The 15,181-nt window shown below is 37.1% G+C and carries 15 protein-coding genes; 9 read left to right on the top strand and 6 right to left on the bottom strand.

What is annotated here, in order from left to right:
• The first annotated feature begins 4 nt into the window (after window positions 1-4).
• From LUA90_RS04755 to rlmF, 4 genes are all read left to right on the top strand, one after another.
• Window positions 5-1,030 carry an isoaspartyl peptidase/L-asparaginase family protein gene (locus LUA90_RS04755; RefSeq protein ID WP_231490474.1) on the top strand — a complete coding sequence of 342 codons (1,026 nt, stop codon included), beginning with the start codon at window positions 5-7 and terminating at the stop codon, window positions 1,028-1,030.
• 79 nt (window positions 1,031-1,109) lie between these two features.
• Window positions 1,110-1,943, top strand: coding sequence for a cyanophycinase (locus tag LUA90_RS04750; RefSeq protein WP_231490473.1), 834 nt, complete (start codon window positions 1,110-1,112; stop codon window positions 1,941-1,943).
• Between the two features lie 293 nt (window positions 1,944-2,236).
• Window positions 2,237-3,505 carry a C4-dicarboxylate transporter DctA gene (gene dctA, locus LUA90_RS04745; RefSeq protein WP_231463929.1) on the top strand — a complete coding sequence of 423 codons (1,269 nt, stop codon included), beginning with the start codon at window positions 2,237-2,239 and terminating at the stop codon, window positions 3,503-3,505.
• A 207-nt stretch (window positions 3,506-3,712) separates the two neighbouring features.
• Complete coding sequence (gene rlmF / locus LUA90_RS04740) at window positions 3,713-4,711, top strand: 23S rRNA (adenine(1618)-N(6))-methyltransferase RlmF (RefSeq protein ID WP_231490472.1); 999 nt, start codon at window positions 3,713-3,715, stop codon at window positions 4,709-4,711.
• 244 nt (window positions 4,712-4,955) lie between these two features.
• Here rlmF and LUA90_RS04735 read toward each other — a convergent pair whose 3' ends face one another.
• Window positions 4,956-5,375 (bottom strand): cupin domain-containing protein, encoded by a 420-nt coding sequence (locus LUA90_RS04735; RefSeq protein WP_231490470.1) that lies wholly within the window; start codon window positions 5,373-5,375, stop codon window positions 4,956-4,958.
• A 310-nt stretch (window positions 5,376-5,685) separates the two neighbouring features.
• On the opposite strand from LUA90_RS04735, the gene LUA90_RS04730 reads away from it, so the two are divergent.
• The 4 genes from LUA90_RS04730 to LUA90_RS04715 all read left to right on the top strand — a co-directional run bounded on the left by LUA90_RS04730 (window position 5,686) and on the right by LUA90_RS04715 (window position 9,013).
• Entirely contained in the window at window positions 5,686-6,255 is a 570-nt protein-coding gene (locus LUA90_RS04730) for an RNA polymerase sigma factor (protein ID WP_231463922.1), read from the top strand.
• Complete coding sequence (locus tag LUA90_RS04725; protein ID WP_231490469.1) at window positions 6,236-6,988, top strand: hypothetical protein; 753 nt, start codon at window positions 6,236-6,238, stop codon at window positions 6,986-6,988. The genes LUA90_RS04730 and LUA90_RS04725 overlap by 20 nt, the downstream gene beginning before the upstream one ends.
• Window positions 6,989-7,083: 95 nt before the next feature.
• Complete coding sequence (locus LUA90_RS04720) at window positions 7,084-7,896, top strand: outer membrane beta-barrel protein (RefSeq protein WP_231463918.1); 813 nt, start codon at window positions 7,084-7,086, stop codon at window positions 7,894-7,896.
• A gap of 121 nt (window positions 7,897-8,017) precedes the next feature.
• Entirely contained in the window at window positions 8,018-9,013 is a 996-nt protein-coding gene (locus tag LUA90_RS04715; RefSeq protein ID WP_231463916.1) for an ABC transporter ATP-binding protein, read from the top strand.
• Window positions 9,014-9,017: 4 nt separating this feature from the next.
• On the opposite strand, the gene LUA90_RS04710 is transcribed toward LUA90_RS04715, so the two are convergent.
• On the bottom strand, window positions 9,018-9,425 hold the full coding sequence (locus LUA90_RS04710) for a hypothetical protein (RefSeq protein ID WP_231463914.1): 408 nt from the start codon (window positions 9,423-9,425) through the stop codon (window positions 9,018-9,020).
• Window positions 9,426-9,561: 136 nt separating this feature from the next.
• On the opposite strand from LUA90_RS04710, the gene LUA90_RS04705 reads away from it, so the two are divergent.
• A complete protein-coding gene (locus LUA90_RS04705) occupies window positions 9,562-10,122 on the top strand; it encodes a DUF4230 domain-containing protein (protein WP_231463912.1) in 561 nt (186 codons plus the stop codon).
• Between the two features lie 75 nt (window positions 10,123-10,197).
• Here the strand turns inward: LUA90_RS04705 and LUA90_RS04700 are convergent, their stop codons facing one another.
• The 4 genes from LUA90_RS04700 to leuB form a co-directional block, all read right to left on the bottom strand.
• On the bottom strand, window positions 10,198-10,545 hold the full coding sequence (locus LUA90_RS04700) for a cupin domain-containing protein (RefSeq protein ID WP_231463910.1): 348 nt from the start codon (window positions 10,543-10,545) through the stop codon (window positions 10,198-10,200).
• Window positions 10,546-10,680: 135 nt separating this feature from the next.
• Entirely contained in the window at window positions 10,681-11,931 is a 1,251-nt protein-coding gene (gene ilvA, locus LUA90_RS04695; RefSeq protein ID WP_231463908.1) for a threonine ammonia-lyase IlvA, read from the bottom strand.
• A gap of 623 nt (window positions 11,932-12,554) precedes the next feature.
• Window positions 12,555-14,060: a 2-isopropylmalate synthase gene (locus LUA90_RS04690; RefSeq protein ID WP_231463906.1), complete on the bottom strand. Its 1,506-nt coding sequence runs from the start codon at window positions 14,058-14,060 to the stop codon at window positions 12,555-12,557.
• Complete coding sequence (gene leuB / locus LUA90_RS04685) at window positions 14,060-15,157, bottom strand: 3-isopropylmalate dehydrogenase (protein ID WP_231463904.1); 1,098 nt, start codon at window positions 15,155-15,157, stop codon at window positions 14,060-14,062. The genes LUA90_RS04690 and leuB overlap by 1 nt, the downstream gene beginning before the upstream one ends.
• Between the last annotated feature and the right edge of the window lie 24 nt (window positions 15,158-15,181).

Here is a 15,181-nt window from a genome sequence, read left to right as displayed (position 1 = left end):
AAGGATGAAAACATTAAAATTATTTTTGGTTTTTGCGTTTGCAATTTTTGCAGCAAACGTTTCTGCGCAGCAGAAAAAATATGTTATGGTTATTCACGGTGGTGCAGGTACAATATTGAAAAAGAATATGACACCGGAAAAAGAAGCTGAATATGTAAAGGTTTTAACCGAAGCTTTAAAAGCGGGTTATGCAAAAATTAAGGATGGAAAAACGAGTTTGGATGCAGTAGAAGCGACTATTCATGTTTTAGAAAACGACCCACATTTTAATGCCGGTAAAGGCGCTGTTTTTACTCACGATGGCAGAAACGAAATGGATGCCGCCATAATGGAGGGGGAAACTTTAATGGCGGGTGCAGTTGCGGGTGTTACAACCGTTAAAAATCCAATATCTGCAGCAAGAGCTGTGATGGAAAAATCAGAACATGTGATGATGGTTGGTGCAGGCGCCGATTTATTTGCAAAAGATGCTGGTTTGGAAATTGTAGACCCAAAATATTTCTGGACTAAAGAGCGTTGGGATGGTTTACAACAAGCCATTAAAGAAGATTCTACAAAAGCAGTTTTAGATCACGGCAGCAAAAAATCTGAACTTTTAGGCAGCAAAAACCACGATTATAAGTTTGGTACTGTTGGCTGCGTAGCTTTGGATAAAGCTGGTAATTTAGCTGCCGGAACATCTACAGGCGGTATGACGAATAAAAAATACGGTCGCGTTGGTGATGCACCTATTATTGGTTCGGGAACATATTGTAATAACGAAACTGCAGGTATTTCTTGTACGGGTTGGGGCGAGTTTTACATTCGTAATGTGGTGGCCAAAACCATTTCCGATTTAATGGAATATAAAGGTTTGTCGGTAGATGCTGCATCTAAAATTGCCATCGAAAAAGTTGGCAAAATGGGTGGCGATGGCGGTTTAATCGCTTTAGATAAAAAAGGAAATATGTCTATGCCGTTTAATACAGAAGGTATGTACCGAGGTGCAATTACCGCTGACGGTAAAATTGAAGTAAGCATTTATAAATAATGAAACCATCATGATTTTCAGGTCACACAGTGGAATGAAAATCTGATAGCTTTATCATCATTAAAACAATTACATACAGATGAAAAGAATCTTTTTATCGCTGATTTTTATAGCCAGTGCATTTATTTCAAATGCCCAAAATAAAGGTAGCCTGTTTATTATCGGTGGTGGAAATCGCTCAGATGCTTTGATGCAGAAAATGCTTCAAACGGCAAAGCTAAGTCCAACAGATTACATCATTGTATTGCCAATGTCGAGCGAAGCGCCAGATACCGGCTTTGATTTCTTTGCTAAGCAAATAATAAAGTTGGATAATCGGGTTATCAGAAACTTCAATTTTGCAAAGCATGATGTAAATGATAAAGCCTGGACGGATTCTTTAGCAAATGCAAAGCTGATTTACATACTAGGCGGCGACCAAAGTCGTTTCATGAATGTGGTTTTAAATACGCCTGTTTATGATGCAATCCACAAAGCCTATAAAGATGGCTCAACAATAGCCGGAACGAGTGCCGGAGCTGCCGTAATGAGCAAATATATGATTACCGGTAAACAGCTTTTAGATACTGTTTACAAAGAAACCTTTAATAAACTTTGGGATAAAAACATTGAATTTTCTAAAGGATTGGGCTTATTAGAAAATACAATTATTGATCAGCATTTTTTAAAACGTAACCGATATAACCGTTTAATTTCTGCTTTGGCAGCTAACCCAAGCATGGTTGGTATCGGTATTGATGAAAGTACAGCAATTATTGTAAATGGTAATAAAGCTATGGTTGCAGGCGAAAGCCAGGTGATTAGGATTGCTAATCCGCAAAATTTAAAATATACCGATAGTGGATTGCTCAAATTTTCAAAAGCCGAATTTGGCATTTTTACCGATGGCGATGTAATAGACATTAAACCGTAAATATTTTAGTTTTACTTTTCTAGGCTGTGCCTCGCAATGACGACCATTTCATGAAGGCTATTGGAAAGGGTCTCTCCTGCACAAACCTTTGTAACTAAACCCCTGCCTGCGGTAGGCAGGCGACATGAATGAGTAAAGTATTTGGCGAGGCCGAAAGTGCCATGAAATTAGTTCATTCATTTCCAAATATTTCGATTTCCAGTTTATATCTAGTTATTTGAATGAGTTGGTTCTCATTAAAAATTCCAACATCGGAAAAAAATAACCTATATTTCAGTCTTCAAAACATATAGATGAAATCAATCCTTTCCAATTTAACCTTTCAGGTAATTGTAGCTATTATTATTGGAATATTTGTAGGCACCTACTTTCCTGAATTTGCTTCAACTGCAAAACTGATAAGTCAGGGTTTTATTAACCTGATTAGCATGCTCATCGCACCTATCATTTTCTTTACCATTGTGTTGGGCATTGCACACATGGGCGATATGAAAAAGGTGGGAAGGGTAGGTGGAAAAGCACTATTGTATTTCGAAATTGTAAGTACAGTAGCCATAGCAGTTGGTTTATTGGTGGCAAATGTTTTAAAACCTGGTGTTGGCGTTGCGGCTAAAGTTAGCGATGCAGGTAAAATCTCTGATTATGCCGATAAAGCCAAGGATATGAATTGGGCAGAATTTTTCCTTCATATTATTCCGCACAACGTTATAGCTGCTTTTGCCGAAGGAAATATTCTACAAATTTTATTATTCGCCATTCTTTTTGGCTATGGTTTAAATAAATTAGGTGGCGAAGGAACCTCAGTTTTAAATGCTTTTGATAAAATATCGAAAGTGCTGTTTAAAATTATGAAAGTGATTATGCGCCTTGCTCCAATCGGTGCATTTGGTGGGATGGCATTCAGCATTGGTACTCACGGCTTGCAAAGTGTTGTGGGTATGGCAAAATTAATGGGTTCGGTATATTTAACCTGCTTTCTATTTATTTTTGTGATTTTGAATGGCATCTGCAGATACTATAACTTCAGCCTTTGGCAATATCTTAAATTCATTCGTCAGGAAATTTTAATTGTTTTAGGTACTTCATCTTCAGAATCGGCTTTGCCTAGTATGATGCAGAAAATGGAAGCCATTGGCTGCGATAAATCGGTTGTTGGTTTAGTTATCCCGACAGGTTATTCTTTTAATTTAGATGGAACAGCAATTTATTTGGCAATGGCCGTAATATTTCTTTGCCAGGTTTTTCATGTCGATTTAACCCTCGGACAGCAAATTACTGTTTTAGGTGTGTTGATGGTAACTTCTAAAGGTGCTGCGGGTGTTACAGGAAGTGGTTTTATTGTATTGGTTTCTACCTTAACGGCGCTTAAAATTATGCCAATTGAACATATTTCTATCTTAATTGGTGTAGATAGATTTATGAGTGAAGCCAGGGCAATAACCAACGTGATTGGCAATGGTGTTGCAACAATTGTAATCGCTAAAAGCGAAAACCAGTTTGATGAAGCGAAATATCTAAAGGCAATTCAGCCGGCAATGATTGAGAAAAACGAAGAAAGTTAGGTTTGACGAGTCGCCGGTTTCCTGTTTTCGGATGCCTTTATGGATTTTTAGTTAGTTGCGCTTAAAACTTTAGTGGATTATCTATAAAATTTGCTTGGTTGGCACCACGACTGGTAACGGAACAACTGACAACCGATAAGCCAATTAATTATCCTACCTTTGTGGCAGAAACAGGCAACACAGCATGTTTAGTTAACCCAAATTACATTGGCAGAACAAGAACAAAATAACCGCAAAGAAAAAAGCGAGTTACACCCACGCAACAAACACCGTTCGCGATACAATTTCAAACAACTTACAGCTTCTTCAAAAGAATTGAAACGTTTCGTTTTTAAGAACGAGCATAACGATGATTCTATCGATTTTGCAGACCAAAGCGCAGTTAAAGCACTGAACAGGGCTTTGCTTAAACAATATTATAATATCTCACAATGGGATATTCCTAAAGATTTTCTTTGTCCGCCGATTCCGGGTAGAGCAGATTATATTCACTACGTAGCCGATTTATTAGGCTCAAGTAATAAAGGTAAAAACCCGAAAGGCTCAAACGTAAATGTATTGGATATTGGTGTTGGCGCAAATTGCATCTATCCGATAATTGGTCACCAGGAATACGGCTGGAGCTTTGTAGGTTCTGAAATAGATCCATTATCTGTAGAATCGGCGAAGCGCATAATTGAAGCAAATAAACCATTGCAAGGTAAAATCGAAATTCGCCAACAAGGTTCAAAAATGGGTATTTTTAGAGGTATTGTTGGCCGAACTGAACGTTTTGATGCCATTGTTTGCAACCCACCATTTCACTCGTCGCTTAAAGAAGCCGAGCAAGGTACGCGTCAAAAATGGCGTAATTTGGGTGGTAACGAAAAAGAAGTAAAACACGTTTTAAACTTTGGTGGAAACAAGGCAGAGCTTTGGTGCCCGGGCGGCGAACGTGCTTTTGTAGAGCAAATGATTATTCAAAGCGAGCAAATTAAAAACCAGGTTTTGTGGTTTACCTCACTGGTTTCAAAAAGTGCTAACTTAAAAAGCATTTACAGCACATTAATAAAAGCTAATGCATTTGAAGTTCGTACTGTGCAAATGAGTCAGGGGCAAAAAATAAGCCGTTTTGTAGCCTGGACTTATAAAGATGATGCTGCACAAGCGGAGTGGGCAAAGGGATGGAAAAGTGAAAGTGCTAAGCCAGAAGTTAAAAGCGCTTAGTTTTAAAATAATTAGAAAAGCAAAGCCGGATGAACTGTTTAAGTTTGTCCGGCTTTTTGTTTGTATCTTTTTGCAGCGCAGTACCATTCCTACATTCGTCATTGCGAGGAGGAACGACGTGGCAATCTTTTAAGCTAATGCTTCAAAAAGGATATCACTTCAATCCGGTTTATTTAACACGGGTTGGTGCTACTATTTAAGGTTTTTAAAACCCACTGTTAAAATTTATGTAATAAATTAATTACTACTTTTTTTCGTAAACTATCATAATTACCAAATCATTATCAGCATTTGGAGCAATACCATGCGAACTTCCTGGCCTGGTTAAAATTGCATCTCCTGGCTTTACGTTAAAGGTTTTGCCGTTCATTTTCATTATTCCATAGCCGCTCAATACATAATAAATTTCATCTTCCTTTTGTAAATGATAACCAATAGAAGAGCCGGGTTTTAATACTCTTTTTCTGAAAGCAGTTTTAAGGTTTCTAGCATCGGCAAAGAAGTTATAGCCGATGGTTTCTCCGCCGCCTTTATGTGTGCCAGGTTCCTTTTTTGCTACCTCAATATCGTTTTGCAAAATATATTTGCTGGTATCCGTTTGCGCCTTAGTACCAAAAGCAGTTATTGATAAAAGAAATAATATTAGTAATGTTTTGTCTTTCATACCCTAAATTTTTAAATGCTCATGTTAATCACTAGGTTTTACCGATGCTAAATTTAAGCTTTTGGCTGTATGTATTCTTTGAAAATTTAAGTATTAAAGCCTGGTTTTCGGCTTCAACCGAAACAAACATTCAAAAAACCTTCTGCAATTGCTTTCCAAAGCAAAAATATATATCTTTCAAAATAAAATTTTAATATTTATCTATCTGATAATCAGCTATTAAAAATTGATTTTAACATTCATTTAACTTTTTTTCATCTCCTATGCAACCAATGTTTGTAATCTGCCATCTTCTATATACAAACACACAATGAAATTGACGCGAAGCTATACGATAAACGATTTGATGGAAGGCTGCAAAGCAGGCGACCGGAAGATGCAGGAGCTGCTTTACAAGCAAACTGCATCGAAAATGATGGCTGTTTGTATGCGCTATGCTAAAGATAGAATGGAGGCTGAAGATGTTTTGCAAATGGGCTACATCAAGGTTTTTCAGAAAATTAAAGAGTATAGAGGCGATGGTTCTTTTGAAGGATGGATTAGAAGGGTAATGGTTAATACTGCAATTGAGAGTTACCGAAAAAATTTACGCAGCTTAAATGTTGTTGAAATTGATGAGGCTTACGAGCAGCCATCAACAGGATTTGATTTTGGAACTTTAGGTATGCAGGATTTGATGAAGGTGATACAGAAATTGGCTGATGGTTACAGAATGGTTTTCAATATGTATGTGATTGAAGGCTATTCTCACAAAGAAATTGGAGAAACCTTAGGTATCTCAGAAGGCGCTAGTAAATCTCAATTATCGAGAGCACGAGCAATATTAAAAGAAGAAATTATAAAAATGGAGGGCTTTGGTTATGCAACCTATACAGGATAAAGATTTTGATAAGTTATTTAAAAATGCTTTCGAAGATGCTGAAATTGAGCCATCAAGAGATTTGTGGAGCAGCATAGAAAGCGAAATCGAACCAAAAAGGAAAAGGATTATTCCAATTTATTGGTTATCGGCAGCGGCAGTTTTACTAGTGGCAACTGTAGGATTTTTGATTTACAAACAACAAGATGTTAAACCAAAACAATACGCTAATAACGTTAAACCTAAGCTTGAAAATCCTGCGGTAGCAGAACAGCCAACTAAAGATTCGTCGGTTTTAGTAATTAGCCCGGTTGAAAAAGTAACACAAGTTTTGCCTGTAAGTGCTAAACCAGTTACGAGTTTGGCTAAAGTTAAAACTAAAGTAACTTTAAAACCTATAGAAACATATAAAGTGGTTACGGCTCCAGAAATGCAAAAACAGGAACAGGTTATTGTTAGAGTAGAAACTCCGCAGAAGGATATCAAAACCAAAATAGAAGAGGCAATTTTACAACCTAAAGAAGAAACGATTATTGCAGCCAATCCAAGTGCAATTAAAATGGATAATGTTGATAATGAGAACAGTCAGGCTGAAACTAAAGGCATTAGAAATGTTGGCGATGTTGTAAACTTAATTGTAAACAAAGTTGATAAAAGGAAAGATAAATTTATCCAGTTCCGTACAGATGATGATGATTCTTCACTTTCATCAATAAACATTGGTCCTTTTAAAATTGGAAAAAAAAGAAAATAGACAAGGATTTAACAAGATTTAAGGTTTGAGTTGTAAAGCATTAACTCATTCAAAAATCAATCATTCAAAATTTAGAAAATAAACACACACAAAATATGAAACGTTTAATTTTAACAGCACTTTTGGTAAGCGGACTTGCCGGTGCTATTGCTCCAAGTGTTTTTGCACAACAAGATACTGTCGCTAAAGACTCAGTTACCAGAAAGAAGGCAAAATATACCATCAGAATTGGCGGCGGTCCGATAGTAACAAAAGGAACCGACTCTACGGATAACGCAAAGAAAGGTCGCTTTGTTGGTGGCGTTACCTTTACCAGAGTAGATTTAGGTTTCTCGAGATTAATTGATAACGGAAGTTTTAATCTATCACCAAACAACGAGTTTTTAGATTATAAAGGCGGAAAAACAAGTACATTCTCATTCGATATCCTACAATTCGGTTATCGCTTTAACTCAAACTTTAAAGTTTATGTTGCCGGTGGTTTCGATTGGACTTTAATCAGATTGAGAAGAGATATAACAATCGCTAAAAACTCAAATGAGTTTGTGTACACGGAGCAACCTGTTCATTTCTCTAAAAACAGATTTTCGAGCAGCTACGTTCACATTCCTTTAAACTTTGAATTTCGTACAAGTGAAAATAATAAAGGCAAAAGGTTTTATTTAGTGCTTGGACCAGAAGTGAGCTTCTTACTGAATGGAAAGATTAAACAAATAAGCGATGAGCGAGGCAAAGAAAAACAATATGATAACTACCACTTCCAATCTGTTCGTTACGGTGGTACTGTTAGGTTTGGCTACGGTGGTTTAGGTTTGTTTACCAAATATTATTTCAACGATATGTTTACAACTGCACAACAGGCCGGTTTAAAAAACATGAGCTTTGGCGTAACCTTCGGTTTAAACTAAAATATTACAACACACAAATTGTAAATCCTGTTTCGGTTAGACGGAACAGGATTTTTTTTATCTCTATTATTTAGCCTAATCCTTTTACCTTAAAACCCTCAAGCTTTATTATCTTTACCATGTGAGCGATAAGATAATCAGTGTAAAAAATCTAACGAAACAATACCAGATAGAACAAGCTGGAGGTATTAAAAACATTAGTTTCGATATAAATAGAGGCGACGTAGTAGCCATCATCGGCGAAAGCGGTAGCGGTAAATCAACCTTGTTAAAATCTATTTATGGTTTGCTAAAAACCGATGAAGGCGATATTTTCTTTGAAGATAAACGTGTTTTAGGCCCTGATGAGCAACTGATACCTGGGCACAAGCAGATGAAAATGGTTACCCAGGATTTTTCATTGAATATATATGCAAAGGTTTATGATAACATCGCTTCTCAACTTTCTAATTCGGATTTAAAAACCAAGGCTGAAAAAACTTTGGCGATTATGGAGCATCTGCGAATTCTGCCGCTACAAAACAAAAAAATTATTGAATTAAGTGGTGGGGAGCAACAACGTGTGGCGATTGCTAAAGCAATGGTTGCTGATACTAAGGTTTTGTTATTAGATGAACCTTTTAGTCAGGTGGATGCCCTGCTCAAAAACCAACTTAGAGCCGATATTAAACGTGTTGCCGCTGAAACTGGTGTTACGGTGATTTTGGTTTCTCACGACCCAGCCGATGGATTATTTTTGGCCGACCAGCTTTTGATTTTAAGAAATGGCGAACTTTTGCAAACGGGTAAACCAGTAGAAATTTATCAAAAGCCGAAGCATATTTACACCGCACAAATTTTAGGCAATGCGGTAGTTTTATCTCGTGGTGATGCGGAGAAAATTGGTTTAAAAACTTTTGCTGCTCATGTGGTTTTTTATCCCGAATGGGCAGAAATAAATAACGGCTGGAGTAGTAGGCGTTTTGAAGTAAAAGATGTTTACTACAAGGGTTTTTATGATGAACTTTTACTGGAAAGAAACGGTGTAACCGTTCGGGCTCTACAATTGAATAGGGGCGAACACAAAAAAAACGACCACGTTCAATTGAACATTAGTCGTTTTTTAGAGTTTTACTAAGAAATTATAAATCGTTTCCGACCAATACTATTTTAATTCTAACTGTTGAGGTTGGCTTTCTTGTTTGAAGTTGAAAGTCAGCGCTTTGAACATCAATTGCAACACCACCTTTATAAACTTCGTAGCTAAAAGCATCAATATTATAAACAAAAGGTAGGGCAATGTAACTTGCTCCACTGTTATAAGAAATGTAAACTAAAGTTCCTTCGTTATCGATGTGATATTGGTCAATTTCAGGAACAGGAATTTCGGCTGTATAAGTTTTGCTGTCGCTACTAAGCGTCCAGGCATTTGTAGAAACATCTCTAACAACCGTTAAAATTGCATTTGGGCTTTGTACGATTGTTTCTTTTTTGCAGGATGCCAAACCTAGTGTGACAATGCAAAGCATTAGGATAGTAAGTTTTTTCATGTCGATATTGTTTAATTTGTGTGTGTGCTTTGTGTAATACAAAACAACTGCCAAAAAATCAGTAAAACACAATGTGGATTAATAATTGTTTGGTTGATGTAACACAACATTGAAAATTGAATTTATTTAAGTTGAAATGAGAGTAGTTTTTAGAGTTTTACCCTGGCTGATTTTATTGATTGCAGGATACTTTTTTATCTCAAAAAAGTTTAGCATTAACACCTCTGTTGAAAGTAAACATCAGCTTTTAGTAGAAAAAATTGAGGCTATTGGTAAACTGGAGTTGGTTCGTTACCAAATTAGTGATGTGCTGGAGCATAAAAACAAAACTGATTTTTTACCTGAAGCGAGTGTTTTGCTAATTGTAAAAGCAGAGGCTGTTGGTTGCATCGATTTAACAAAAGTTTCCAGAGATAATATTGAAATTGATGGAGATACTGCTGTAGTAAATTTACCACAGCCAGAAATTTGTTATGTAAAAATTGACCACAAAAACTCCAAAGTTTACGATACTAAAATGGCTTTCTTCCGCGAAGCGGGATTGGTTGATGAGGCTTATAAGGCTGCCGAAAAACATGTAGCTACCGAAGTGAAAAAATCAGATATTTTATCGCAAACTAAAAATAATGCTGCAAATGTTTTAAAGCCCTTAATTGAAGGTTTGGGTTATAAAAACGTGAGGCTGACTTTTGATTAGGAAATTTTATTTTAACATTTTCATAAATCTCAGTTTCAAAGCAAATGGTTTAGTTGTATTTGGTGGTGATAAATATTATAAAAAATCTTCGCGGTGCGGGTTAAAAATATCAATCAACAAACCATCTTCAAGGCAAACCACTCCGTGAAAAATCATGGTTGGGGCAAAAAATAGATCGCCTTCATTTAGTGTTTTCTTATTATCGCCCATAGTTACTTCAAAACTCCCTTTAGCCACGTAACTTAATTGTAAATGCGGATGGTTATGTAACGTTCCAACTGCATCTTTTTCAAAAGCAACTTTTACCAGCATTAAATTGTCATCAAAAGGCATTACTTTGCGCTTTACGCCAGCGCCTAAATCATCCCAATCCAAATCGCTATCGGTTATTAAGGTTTGGTTTTTTAGATCTTTAAAATTCATTTTTTTTACGAGATTTTGTCACGCTAAGTATATTAAACCCTGTTCTTCGGTATTTTCAGGACGACAAATTTAAAAATTGTCATTTCTTTTTCTGCAAAAAAACTTTCCGTTCTTTGCGGTTAATTAATCGAAACCTTATACCAAATACTCAAACAAAGTTTGGTCCTGGTTCAACTCAATAATTTCGAATTTAAAATCTTTCATACGCTGCAGCAAACTCGCATAATCGTCTTTATTGGTTAACTCAATTCCAACCAATGCCGGTCCGTTTTCTTTATTGGTTTTTTTAATAAACTCAAAACGGGTAATATCATCATGCGGGCCTAAAACCTCGTTTACAAATAATTTTAATGCACCTGGTCTTTGCGGAAAGCGAACAATGAAATAATGCTTTAAACCTTCAAAAAGTAACGACTTCTCTTTGATTTCTTGCATGCGTTCAATGTCGTTATTACCACCACTGATTACACAAACAATATTTTTACCTACAATTTGGTCTTTAACCTGTTCTAAGGCGGCTACAGATAATGCACCTGCTGGCTCTACAACAATTGCATCTTCATTATACAGCTTTAAAATAGTTGTGCAAATTTGCCCTTCAGGAATCAAATAGGTAGAACTTAAAAGCTCCTGACAATATTGATAAGTTATCCAGCCCATTCTTTTTACAGCGGCGCCGTCAACAAAACGTTCAATATTTTCAACCGTAACCGGACCACCGTTTTTTAAAGCTTCACTTAATGATGGCGCACCCATCGGTTCTACGCCAAATATTTTAACATCAGGTTTTACGGTTTGCAGATATGCACTCACGCCAGATGCTAAACCGCCACCACCAACTGGTACAATTATGGCATCCAAAGAAGGCAAATCCTGATAAATTTCCATCGCTACTGTTGCCTGCCCCTCAATCACTTTTTCATCATCAAAAGGAGGAATAAATGTCGAAGATTTTTCTTCGCAGTAAATCAAAGCTTCCTTTAAACAATCATCAAAAGTATCGCCAACTAAAATAATTTCAATATTGGCGCCGCCAAACATATTTACCTGCTTAATTTTTTGCTTTGGCGTTATCTCAGGCATAAAAATTACACCTTTGATATTCAACTTTTTGCAAGAATAAGCTACGCCCTGCGCATGGTTACCCGCACTTGCGCATACAATACCGTTTTTTAACGATTCTGGATTTAAAGCACTTATTTTATTGTATGCACCACGTAATTTGTAAGACCTTACAATTTGTAAATCTTCTCTTTTAAGGTAAATATTAGCATTATACTTAAGCGATAATCCTTCATTATACTCTAATGGTGTGCGTTTAACAACACCTTCTAAAGTTTTAAATGCACCGCCGAAATCAAAAGTATTGTTTATTGTATCATTCATTTTTTCAGTATCAAATACTAATATTTACTCAATTATTTTTTTGAAAAGCAGGTTTCTGTTCTTTTCGGTTAATTCTGCCCCGCCATTCCTACCCATCCGGCAGGCGGGCGTTGCAATCCTTTTTTAACTTCTGTTATTTCCTCCGTTTCGTCATTGCCTGCCTGCAGTAGGCAGGCGAAGAGGAACGACGTGGTAATCTTTTTCGCTAACCATCAAAATGTATTTCCACTGCTGTCGGGTTTATAAAAACTTGGTTTGTGCTGGTTAGTAAAAAAAACACCCCGCCTTTCAGGCAACCCTCTAAAAGAGGGGAATTCCCCTCAAAACGTTCAACTTAGCTGCAAATCTACATTCTGTCAGTCTGAGCTTGTCGAAGACCATTTGTAAAAAATTGTTGTCCTTCGACAAGCTCAGGATGACATTATGCCCTCTGTCCGTCATTGCGAGGCACAGCCTGCCCCGACAATTCGGGGAAGCAATCTTATTACTTTAGTTTCTTGCTTTAAGATACCTCGCAATGACGAAGCGGCTTTTCTTTTCGCTTTAACTTTTAGTCTTTAATCTTTAGTTTTTCAGCTCTAATCTTTCAGCTTTAAACTTTCTGCTATCAACCTTCCGCTTCCCTACAAAAACTTATTAATCGCATCTAAATATGCATTGGCAGATGCTTTCACAATATCCGTGCTGAAACCAAATCCTACAAAAGATTTGCCTTCATAATCTACTTTCATATTTACTTTGCTCACGTCATCACTTCCACCGTGCATCGCCTGTATGGTAAACTCTTTAAGTGTGATGTTTTTATCTATAATGCTCACAATAGCATTAATGGTTGCATCAACCGGGCCATTACCTTCTGCTTTTGCTTCTTTCTCTACACCTTCATATTGCAACTTAATATTGGCTGTTGGATTTGCCTGGTCGCCGCAAACTACTTGCAGTAAGTTTAATTTATAACCATTTTTGTATGATTCCGTTTCTCCATTACTCATCAAGAAAAGTAAATCATCATCTGTAATGTCTTTTTTCTCATCAGCCAATACTAAAAAACGCTCGTAAACATCATCAATATTGATTTTTTCTATATCATAATCCAAACGCTCTAAATGGTGTTTCAAAGCGTGGCGACCGCTACGAGCCGTCAAAATAATATCAGCGCTGTTTAAACCAACATCTTCAGGATTAATGATTTCGTAATTTTCCCTGTGTTTTAAAAATCCATCCTGATGAATTCCCGAGCTGTGTGCAAAAGCATTTTTACCAACAATTGCCTTGTTTGGCTGTACCGGCATGTGCATCATACGGCTAACCATTCCGCTAATTTCTGTGAAATGTTTGCTATTGATGCCGGTATGCAAGCCCAAACTATGCGTTTTTAAAATCATCGCAACTTCTTCCAAAGCCGTATTCCCAGCTCTCTCCCCGATACCGTTTATGGTACATTCAATTTGGCGGGCGCCATTAACTACACCGGCAATACTGTTTGCTGTTGCCAAACCTAAATCATTATGGCAATGAACCGATATAATTGCATTATCAATATTTTTAACGTTTTCCTTTAAATAAAGAATTTTAGAACCGTATTGGTCTGGCATGCAATAACCGTTTGTATCGGGAATGTTTACTACGGTTGCACCCGCTGCAATAACCGCTTCAATCATTTGGGCTAAAAATTCATTATCAGCTCTGCCGGCATCTTCTGCGTAAAACTCAACATCTTCCACAAACTTTTTAGCATATTTAACCGCTTCAACCGCTCTTTCTAAAATCTTTTCGCGGGTACTGTTAAATTTGTATTTAATGTGCATATCCGATGAGCCAATGCCGGTATGGATACGTGGATGCTTAGCATATTGTAATGATTCTGCAGCTACATCGATATCGCCTTTAATCGCTCTGGTTAATGCGCAAATGGTAGGGTTTTTAATCGCTTTTGATAACTCCACAACACTTTGAAAATCGCCAGGACTCGAAATCGGGAATCCGGCTTCAATCACATCAACACCTAATAATTCTAGTGCTTTGGCAATTTCAATTTTCTGATTGGTATCTAATTGGCAGCCTGGAACTTGTTCGCCATCTCGTAATGTAGTGTCGAAAATATATACTTTATTTGGGTCGTGTATCATTAGTTTTGTGTTGTAGTTAATTTTTGTGATAAGAATTTTAATACCAATTTGCCCATTTCGGCAGTGCCTAAAACTTTAAATCGGTTAGTGGTTTGGTCGGCAATGTCGTGTGTTCTAAAACCTTCTTTTAAAACGGCATCAACAGTATCAACCAGCAATTTTGCTTCTTCTTTCAATCCGAAGCCGATTTCGAGCATTAACGCCGCAGATAGGATAGAGGCTAGCGGATTCGCTAAATCTTTTCCGGTAATATCGTGAGCCGAACCATGTATTGGCTCAAAGAATCCGGTGCTTTCGCCAACAGAAGCTGATGCCAGCATTCCCATCGAGCCTGCAATTTGCGAAGCTTCATCGGTTAAAATATCTCCAAATAAATTCGCCGTTAAAACCACATCAAATTTCTTAGGATTTTTAATTAATTGCATCGCCGCGTTATCAATAAACATGTGCTCGGTTTCTACATCAGGGTATTGTTTTGCAATTTCCTGAACGGTTTCTCGCCATAGGCGAGAGCTTTCTAAAACGTTCGCTTTATCTACAGAACACAACCTTTTGCTACGTTGCTGGGCAGCTTGATAAGCCTTATGTGCAATGCGTTCAACTTCGTAGCGGTGGTAAATCATTAAATCTGAAGCAGTATTTCTATCTTCTGAACGAGTTTTTTCTCCGAAGTAAACATCGCCTGTTAATTCGCGAAAGAATAAAATATCTGTTCCTCTTAATATTTCGGGTTTAATGCTTGATGCCTGAAGAAGTTCATCAAATAGTAATATCGGGCGGAGGTTGGCGAACAAACCAAGTTCTTTGCGGATTTTTAATAAACCTTGCTCTGGCCTAACTTTTAAACTTGGGTCGTTGTCGTATTTGGCATGGCCGATGGCACCAAAAAGAATGGCATCACTTTTCCTCGCCTTTTCTAAAGTTTCATCAGGTAATGGTTCGCCAGTTACTTCAATTGCCACGTGACCCATCAAAGCTTCATCAAACTCAAATTCATGACCAAAAATTTCGGCAATTTTTTCGAGTGCTGCTTTTCCCCATGTAGTTACTTCGGGTCCGATACCATCTCCAGGTATTACTAAAATGTTCTTCTTCATTGTATTATATTTTGCCGTCATTGC

It is taken from the genome of Pedobacter sp. Leaf170, from assembly GCF_920984665.1.
Classification (GTDB): domain Bacteria; phylum Bacteroidota; class Bacteroidia; order Sphingobacteriales; family Sphingobacteriaceae; genus Pedobacter.
Note: the sequence above shows the minus strand (reverse complement) of the source record. Positions and strands in the feature narration are given on the sequence as shown.

Bases quoted from the DNA above. Each gene is read 5' to 3' on its own strand.
- LUA90_RS04755 (WP_231490474.1), top strand. From the start codon at position 5: ATGAAAACATTAAAATTATTTTTGGTTTTTGCGTTTGCAATTTTTGCA.
- LUA90_RS04750 (WP_231490473.1), top strand. From the start codon at position 1,110: ATGAAAAGAATCTTTTTATCGCTGATTTTTATAGCCAGTGCATTTATT.
- dctA (WP_231463929.1), top strand. From the start codon at position 2,237: ATGAAATCAATCCTTTCCAATTTAACCTTTCAGGTAATTGTAGCTATT.
- LUA90_RS04735 (WP_231490470.1), bottom strand. From the start codon at position 5,375: ATGAAAGACAAAACATTACTAATATTATTTCTTTTATCAATAACTGCT.
- LUA90_RS04730 (WP_231463922.1), top strand. From the start codon at position 5,686: ATGAAATTGACGCGAAGCTATACGATAAACGATTTGATGGAAGGCTGC.
- LUA90_RS04725 (WP_231490469.1), top strand. From the start codon at position 6,236: ATGCAACCTATACAGGATAAAGATTTTGATAAGTTATTTAAAAATGCT.
- LUA90_RS04720 (WP_231463918.1), top strand. From the start codon at position 7,084: ATGAAACGTTTAATTTTAACAGCACTTTTGGTAAGCGGACTTGCCGGT.
- LUA90_RS04710 (WP_231463914.1), bottom strand. From the start codon at position 9,425: ATGAAAAAACTTACTATCCTAATGCTTTGCATTGTCACACTAGGTTTG.
- LUA90_RS04705 (WP_231463912.1), top strand. From the start codon at position 9,562: ATGAGAGTAGTTTTTAGAGTTTTACCCTGGCTGATTTTATTGATTGCA.
- LUA90_RS04700 (WP_231463910.1), bottom strand. From the start codon at position 10,545: ATGAATTTTAAAGATCTAAAAAACCAAACCTTAATAACCGATAGCGAT.
- ilvA (WP_231463908.1), bottom strand. From the start codon at position 11,931: ATGAATGATACAATAAACAATACTTTTGATTTCGGCGGTGCATTTAAA.
- LUA90_RS04690 (WP_231463906.1), bottom strand. From the start codon at position 14,060: ATGATACACGACCCAAATAAAGTATATATTTTCGACACTACATTACGA.
- leuB (WP_231463904.1), bottom strand. From the start codon at position 15,157: ATGAAGAAGAACATTTTAGTAATACCTGGAGATGGTATCGGACCCGAA.